This window comes from Dyadobacter sp. (assembly GCF_051859145.1).
Classification (GTDB): Bacteria; Bacteroidota; Bacteroidia; order Cytophagales; family Spirosomataceae; genus Dyadobacter.
Genome location: NZ_JBHYGF010000196.1, coordinates 1 through 7780, shown reverse-complemented (window position 1 = coordinate 7780; position 7780 = coordinate 1). Strand labels below are relative to the sequence as shown.

The following is a 7780-nucleotide window of genomic DNA, read 5'->3' as shown; positions in this document are numbered from 1 at the left end:
CGCTTTTTCCTGATCGTCAGTCGAAAGAATGCTTTCCAGCTTCACGTCTTTTTCAACCAGCTTGTCCAATGTATCTGCGTCTACACGCTTCACATTTACTTTTTCAAGCTTTTGCTCTAACGTATTAATAAAGTGCGAGTCGATGACACTCGTCAGCGCAAGTACGTCGTAACTGCGTTTTTTGGCAGATTGGATAAATGCATCCTGCTTCTTCTCGTCAGTGGTGTAAAGCCAGACCTGATTTTCGTTCTTGTCCGTCTGGTTTTCGCCAACGTGCTGACGGTACTCTTCAAAAGTGAAGAATTTACCGTCTGTATTTTTCACCAGGCAGAAATCCTTTGCCTTTTCGTAGAATTTATCATCGCTGATAATACCGTATTTCACAAACAAACCGATATCGTCAAACTTCTTCTCAAATCCTTCACGGTCGTTTTTGAAAATTTCCAGCAGCTTATCCGCCACTTTGCGGGTAATGTATCCGTTGATTTTCTTTACATTACCGTCAGCTTGCAGGTAGCTTCTGGACACGTTTAATGGAATATCCGGAGAGTCGATTACACCGTGAAGCAGTTGGAGGAAGTCGGGAACAATGTCTTTTACTTCATCGGTAATAAACACCTGGCGGCTGTAAAGCTGGATTTTCTCACGCTGCCCCTGAAAATCGTTTCTCAGTTTCGGGAAGTAGAGAACACCAGTCAGATTGAACGGATAATCCACATTCAAATGGATCCAGAAAAGCGGGTCTTCGCTGAATGGATAAAGCTCTTTGTAAAATGCGAGGTAATCTTCGTCCGTCAGGTCCGACGGGCTCTTAGTCCAGATCGGACTTGGATTATTGATGATCTTTTCTTCAAACTCAATTTCGATAGGAAGGAACTTGCCGTATTTTTCAAGAATCCCGCGCAGACGATGTTCATCAAGGAATTCTTCCGAATCGGGCGCAATGTGGAGGATGATATCTGATCCGCGTTCTGCCTTTTCTGCGGGCGAAAGTTCAAACTCAGTCGAACCGTCGCATTGCCAGCGTACTGCTTCTGAGCCTTCTTTGTAGGATTTGGTCAATATCTCCACGTTTTCGGCAACCATATAAGCCGAGTAAAATCCGAGACCGAAGTGCCCGATGATACCTTTGTCACCTTTTCCGTCTTCGCCTTTGTCTTTGTATTTTTCAACAAACTCGGTTGCTCCCGAGAATGCGATCTGATTGATGTATTTTTTGATTTCGTCGGCTGTCATACCAATACCATTATCGCTAATAGTAATTGTTTTCGCCTCCTTGTCCAGTTTCACAACAACCTTCAACTCGCCCAGCTCTCCATTGAACTCGCCGTAAGAAGCCAGCTTTTTGATCTTCTGGGAAGCATCGACTGCATTGGAAACTAATTCTCGTAAAAATATTTCGTGGTCCGAATAAAGGAATTTTTTGATAATCGGAAAGATATTCTCGGTGTGAATGCTAAGATTTCCTTTTTCCTGAATCACTGATTCCATAGTCTGTTTTTTAGTTGTTTATTTTAACAATTTGTTTTTCGGCTGTCGCAATACCCGGATCAAATATGCGTTCCAAATACAATCAAAACACACTTTGGCTGACACATTGTCAGTTAACGCATTGTTGAAAGCCCGCGAGTGAACGGTTGGTATGTGAAAGGCTTTTTTCTTAATATTGCGAGTGTAAGCAACCCAGCTAAAATCTCAAACCTGTTCCATACGAACACCAATATTTAACATGAATCTGATTAAAAAAGCAATTGCAGGTGCATTTTTCCTTTGCACGATTTCGGCTTGTACCACCATGAATTCGGTACCGCTGTCCAACTATACGGTATTTACAGAAGATTTACGCCGCGATCTGGAGTCCGCTAATATTCCATTGGAGAAAGTGCAGTTTTTTAATGACAAAGCAATCAACATCAGAAGAGAAGTATCTGATCCGAATGATATCAAGGTAAATCCGGAAGGTCAGATTACGATGAGCAATGGAAAGAGCATTCAGACGATCAATGTACTTCCTTTCACACCGGGTGTTGCATTGGGTTCTGAAACCGGGACGATCCACGTTTCCTGGGACGATACCCAGCAGGATACCAAAGGAATGAAGTTCAACCTGAGCGGCCAGAACTACTTCCTGGACGTTTTACCAAACAATAAATTCGATTACAAAGAGCGTACGTTTGATCTTCAAAACGGAAACGGAACCCGCTTATTTGTAAAGAAAGACCTTCTGAAGCAAGTTAAAAATCAGCGTGAAACGTTGAAAGGACGGAAAGTAGGTCAATAAAATATTCCTGAGCAAAGCGAAGGCCGGCAAATGCCGGCCTTTTTTGTTATTCATCAGTTCAGGTTAAAATACTGGCTTTTATCTTTCAGGGCAGGCTTTTCAATTATTTTGGAGTCGTAAAACAATGCAAGTATCATCAGCCCGATCACCAAAGCCAGCCCGATTTGCAAAGAAGTAATCACTCCGAAACTCGCCATATTGCTTTTGGATTCCTTCATCAGATCTTTACCGACATTCGACTGGATATCGGTCAGTTCATTCAGGCTGGTTACCGCCTCCCTGAACTTCAATGCGCCATGCTGGGCGAAAATCCTTTTCCCCTCTTCCACATTCCCGGCTGCACAAAGCGACAGTATCTCCGCTTCCAGCATCACATACCGGCTGTTTTGGTCACGGAATGCAGACAGGCTTTTTGCCTCCTCCTCTACGAGATAGGTTTTTTCAAAAAGGCTTAAAAGTGAATCAATGCTCTTATCGTAAGATTTCAGCTGATTTCCCACCTTGTCAGAAACAGCGGCGCTGCTGCTGAAAAGATGATTTTCAAGTGCCAGCCGCTTGCTATACAGGTTTTCGGTAATGTAAATAATAGTCGTGGCCGGAATAAGACGGTCGTTGTAAATGGAAGCAGATGAATGCCCGATCCCCTCTACATTATGCTGCGACAGTATCGTACCCAGAACGATCACCAGCATAATCCCTGCCAACAGGCACATTGCCCGCAATTTCCGTTGAATTAAGTAAGTCCATTTCATATCATGCAGGTTGAACCCGGTCGCTCCTCTCTCTTGCTATATCAAAAATGCTAAATTATCTTGTCAAAATAACGTAGTACCCGGGTGCTTTTATATTTTTAGAAGGTATCAAAATAAAGAACCGGCGCGCAGGCAGCACACCGGTTCTCTCAAAAGTACGCAGCTATACCTATTTTTGGTCACCTCCGCCGATTACATCCGTATTATTGACTGACTTGGTCTTGCGTTTTGGCGCATCGAAACTCATTTTACCAATCGCATAGTTGAATGTAATCTTGAAGTTGCGGTTATAAAGCTGCGTTTGCGAGCTCTGGTTGAATTGAGGAGAAGTCAGGTCAGAAGTAAACTTCACTCCTTTGGTCATGAAGTTTTCAGCTGCAAAACCAATACTTCCCTTCTTATTGGCAAGATCCTTTTTGAAGCCCAGCGAGTACATATAAAATCCGGTGCGTGTTCCCTGCAATTGAATTTCCTTGCCGCGGTAAAATCCGAATGCCTGTACGCCCCAACCCTGCCGAAGCTGAATTTGTGACATTAACCTGCCACCATAATTAAAACCCGAGTTGCTGGCTGACTCAGAAATTCCATCCAGGTTCGTCGTTCGTCCTTCCAGGTAAGTGTGCAAAATGTCGAGACTTCCATTTACAGTCCATTTGGGAGTAAGGTACACATTTGCAAATACATTCATTCCATAAGCCCGCTGCTTTCCGATGTTCTCGAAAGTAGTCACAATAGCGCCCTGCAAGGTATCTACCGCCATTCTAACCTGCGTGATCGAATTGTTGGTCTGTCTGGCGAATGCAGAAACATTCAGGTAAGTTTTCTTGATGTTCGTACTCAATGCGACTTCAAAATTGTCAGTCAGCTCCGGACTCAATGCAGGGTTACCTGTGCTGATACTTTGTGGATTGGACAAATTCACGTTCGGGTTCAGCTGCTGAATGCCCGGCCGCTGGATCCGGCGGTTGTAAGCTGCTTTCAATGTAGTACTTCCCGAAAGTGCCTTGGAAACGTTGAAACTCGGCACCAAGTTACCATAGTTCGGGATTGAAACGCCTCCCTTATCGCCCAGATTGGCAGTGATACCTGTAAATTCATAGCGCGTTCCCACCTTGAAAGTATACTTGCTTTTAGTAGTCAAAGTATAGGAAACGTACCCCGCTCCTACATTCTGGCTATAATTTAATGTGCCCGAAGGATTGGTGGGACTTAATATAAAGTCGCCCGACTCGGTGGAAGTTAAGTACCGGAAATCACTATCCACAGTCCTGAAAATACCTTTTGCACCAAACTCGATCAACTGGTTTTTACCGACTGGCGTCTGGTAATCAGTTTGTAATGTAAATTCAGAATTGTGGTTTTTGTTTTCGTTTTTTAAAGTACTGCTCACTGCATTGGATTCAGTAAGCAGGTCGGTATTGAAATTGTTGGTCAAACCCGTGCGGCTGTAAAGTGTTGAAATGCTCCATTCCTGCTGAGGCTTGAAAGTGCGTATATAGTCGATGTTGAAATCTACCGTACCGGATAAATCCTTCCGATCCACTTTCCGTTGGGAAGTAAGATTGAGCACATCATTTTCAAACTGGTTAATCGTCAGGTTTTGTTTCTGAATAAAATTTCGCGTGCCATAACGAAGCCCGGCCGAAAGCGCCTGGTTCTTACCCAGATCGTAGTCCCAGCCCAGTGAGTATTGCCCGAACAAACCCCTGTCTTTCGCATCGGAACTTTGTTTTGTCAGAAAAGCGGTTTCCCTTGAAAAAGTAGTCTGATCCAGCAGAGAAGTAGCTTTGTTGTAAAAGGCACGACCAAAACCACCGAGGGTAAAGCCCATTTTGCCTTTGCGGTAACTGCCATTCAAGCCCAGGTTAGTACCCCGGTTACCTACCCCGGAATCAATATTGAGCGTCAAACCTTGCAAGTTGTTCTTCTTGGTCACGATATTGATGATCCCGCCCGATCCTTCCGCATCGTATTTGGCGGAAGGCGAAGTGATCACTTCCACAGTCTTGATCATATCTGCCGGGATCTGCTTCAATGCATCGGCCACATTACTGGCGATAATGGTAGAAGGTTTGTTATTAATCAGTACACGAATGTTCGAACTTCCACGCAGCGATACATTTCCGTCCAGGTCTACCGAAAGCAGAGGTACCTTCCGCAACAAATCCGCCGCGTCACCGCCTTTGGAGGTAATATCCTTTTCTGCATTGAACACCAGCCTGTCAACCCGCTCTTCCACAAGCGATTTTTCTCCTGTAATTGTTACCTCCTGCAAATTCTGGATGCTCGAAGCCAGCTGTACTGAACCCAGGTCGATATCCTTTCCTTTTTCCACTTTGACGTTGTCGATGGTCCGGTCCTTGAACCCGATGAAGGAGATCAGCAGCTTGTAATTTCCCGGCGCCACTTTCGTAATGGTAAACCTGCCGTTTTCATCCGCAGTTGTCCCGTCGATCGCCTTGTTTTCTGCGGCACTGAATAATGCAATGCTCGCAAACTCCACGCCTTTCGCAGCTGCTGAATCAAGTACAATTCCTGAAATCTTCGAATTGCCTTTTGCAGCACTTTCCACAGCATTCTGCGAAGCTCCTGCCGGTGCCTGCGCATTTACATTCTGACACAAAATGGCCGCCAACAAAATCAGCAGGCTATTTTTAAAGATGAGGAGCAATGTTTTTTTCATGATTTTAAAACTTTGATAAAAAGAGGGGACATTTCACCTGTCCTGACTTAAATACAATTCCTGATACAAAAGAAAAATATTGTCTCCACTTCCAAAGTGATAATAGACAGCCGGGCTGTTTTCATCTTCCAATTGCCGCTTTTGTCCGTTACGACATGTACAGGCAGCGCGCTGGCCTTGTAGGATATGAAGCAGAGCTGGTATAATTTTGGTAAAGTGGGGCCTGGGGACAGGATATTACCATTACTTAGCCATTTGTATTTTACTTTTAGCCACGAAATTGGTTTTAGCTTCCCATTTTTCCGCGACTAAACGCTCTTCTGTTCATGAATGATGTTGCAATCGACTTTTCAAAAGTCCACCAGATCCAGGTATTCGGTATTACCATTCTGGAACCTTCCACTGTGTTATCGAGCCTTGCGATGACGGTTATCTGCATCTATGCATTTTTCCATCTTAACAAGCTGGGGAGAGCACATCGGATGTATAAACAAATCCAGTATTTCTTCCTTTTTATGGCGATTGCAACTGCGATTGGCGGTGTATTAGGTCACGGATTTTTATACCTCACCGGACAGCGTGGCAAAATTCCCGGCTGGTTTGCGAGCATGATCGCCGTAGCACTGTTTGAACGCGCCGCGATCTGGCACATCAAACCACTATTGAATAAGAGAAACGGACAATATCTCGGCTGGCTGAACTACGTGGAGCTAACGGTTTTCTTTGTACTGACTTTCGTGACATTGAACTTTATCGTTGTCGAAGTTCACGCATTCTACGGTTTGTTCCTGATGCTATTCCTGATCGAGATATATGTTTATAAAAAACGCAAGGATCCAGGTAGTGTCAATATTTTCATCGCAACGCTCTGGGGCGCCATTGCAGCCGGGTTACATGCATTGAAATTCAGCTTCGGTCCGTGGTTCAACTACAATGATATCAGCCACATCGCCATGGCAACCTCGATCTGGTACTACTACAAGGGAGCCCGCCAGATGATTTATTATGGAGATGAAATGATTGTACCTGAAGAGGTGATACAGGAGGAAGAGTGACACTTCGACTGCGCTCAATGTGAAAAAGGAGAAGGAGGAAAGGGAGGAGGGACGAAAGGGAGGAGACATGAACTAAAATAATGCGAAAAGGTGTCCTAACAGACACCTTTTCGCATTTACATCCCTCGTCCCCTTCCTCCTTCCTCCTTTCTCCCCTACTTATTAGGTTGCGGGGTATAACGCAGGTAAGGTTTTACGATGTTAAGACCTTTTGTGAATTTCTTCTCGGCATCTTCTGTGCTCACAGCCGGCACTACGATCACATCTTCGCCATCTTTCCAGTCTGCCGGAGTTGCAACCGAGTAGTTCGCAGTCAGCTGCAATGAATCGATTACGCGCAGAATTTCATTGAAGTTACGTCCGGTAGATGCCGGGTAAGTCAATGTGAGTTTGATTTTCTTGTCAGGTCCGATCACGAATACCGAACGCACGGTAGACTTTTCGCTTGCATTCGGGTGGATCATATCATATAGCTGAGCTACTTTCCGTCCTTCATCTGCGATGATCGGGAAATTAACTTCTGTGTCATTTACTTCATTGATATCCGGAATCCAGCGGTTGTGGGAATCAATATCATCCACGCTCACTGCCAGTACTTTAACATTGCGCTTCTGGAACTCTCCCTGCAACAAGGCAGTTTTGCCAAGTTCTGTTGTACAAACAGGCGTGAAATCCGCCGGGTGAGAAAACAGCAAGCCCCAGCTTTCGCCAAGCCATTCATGGAATTTAATTGGTCCCTGCGTAGTGTTTGCCTCGAAATCAGGGGCAATATCTCCAAGTCTGAGTGACATATGTTTTTGTATTTAAGTGAAACAATAATAATCTACCAATATTGTAGAGTTTAACACAAAATTAAATAAATAGTTTCATTTGGAATCAAATGCAGGAGAATTCCTTGCATACCAGAAAATGGCTCAGAAAAGCTGCATTGCCCCCATTCCCGCACATTTAACCTGATTTTAAGGTGCCTTTAACTGCGTTTTAATTGCAGCTAAGCTCCTTTGAATAA

6 protein-coding genes are annotated in these 7780 nt (G+C 44.4%); 2 read left to right on the top strand and 4 right to left on the bottom strand.

Annotated features, from left to right (window positions below; genetic code table 11):
- The coding region (gene htpG, locus ACTIE6_RS12575; RefSeq protein WP_439556971.1) for a molecular chaperone HtpG at positions 1 to 1491 on the bottom strand (1491 nt) is incomplete at its 3' end.
- 238 nt (positions 1492 to 1729) lie between these two features.
- Here htpG and ACTIE6_RS12570 point away from each other — a divergent pair.
- The gene (locus ACTIE6_RS12570) at positions 1730 to 2281 is read left to right on the top strand and encodes a hypothetical protein (protein ID WP_439556970.1); all 552 of its coding nucleotides are present in this window, start codon (positions 1730 to 1732) and stop codon (positions 2279 to 2281) included.
- Between the two features lie 53 nt (positions 2282 to 2334).
- Here the strand turns inward: ACTIE6_RS12570 and ACTIE6_RS12565 are convergent, their stop codons facing one another.
- The gene (locus ACTIE6_RS12565) at positions 2335 to 3033 is read right to left on the bottom strand and encodes an MCP four helix bundle domain-containing protein (protein ID WP_439556969.1); all 699 of its coding nucleotides are present in this window, start codon (positions 3031 to 3033) and stop codon (positions 2335 to 2337) included.
- A 169-nt stretch (positions 3034 to 3202) separates the two neighbouring features.
- Entirely contained in the window at positions 3203 to 5716 is a 2514-nt protein-coding gene (locus ACTIE6_RS12560) for a TonB-dependent receptor domain-containing protein (protein WP_439556968.1), read from the bottom strand.
- Positions 5717 to 6042: 326 nt separating this feature from the next.
- On the opposite strand from ACTIE6_RS12560, the gene ACTIE6_RS12555 reads away from it, so the two are divergent.
- Entirely contained in the window at positions 6043 to 6771 is a 729-nt protein-coding gene (locus ACTIE6_RS12555; protein ID WP_439556967.1) for a DUF6962 family protein, read from the top strand.
- Between the two features lie 155 nt (positions 6772 to 6926).
- Here the strand turns inward: ACTIE6_RS12555 and ACTIE6_RS12550 are convergent, their stop codons facing one another.
- Positions 6927 to 7562, bottom strand: a complete 636-nt coding sequence (locus ACTIE6_RS12550) for a peroxiredoxin (protein WP_056281726.1) — start codon at positions 7560 to 7562, stop codon at positions 6927 to 6929.
- Positions 7563 to 7780: the final 218 nt, after the last annotated feature.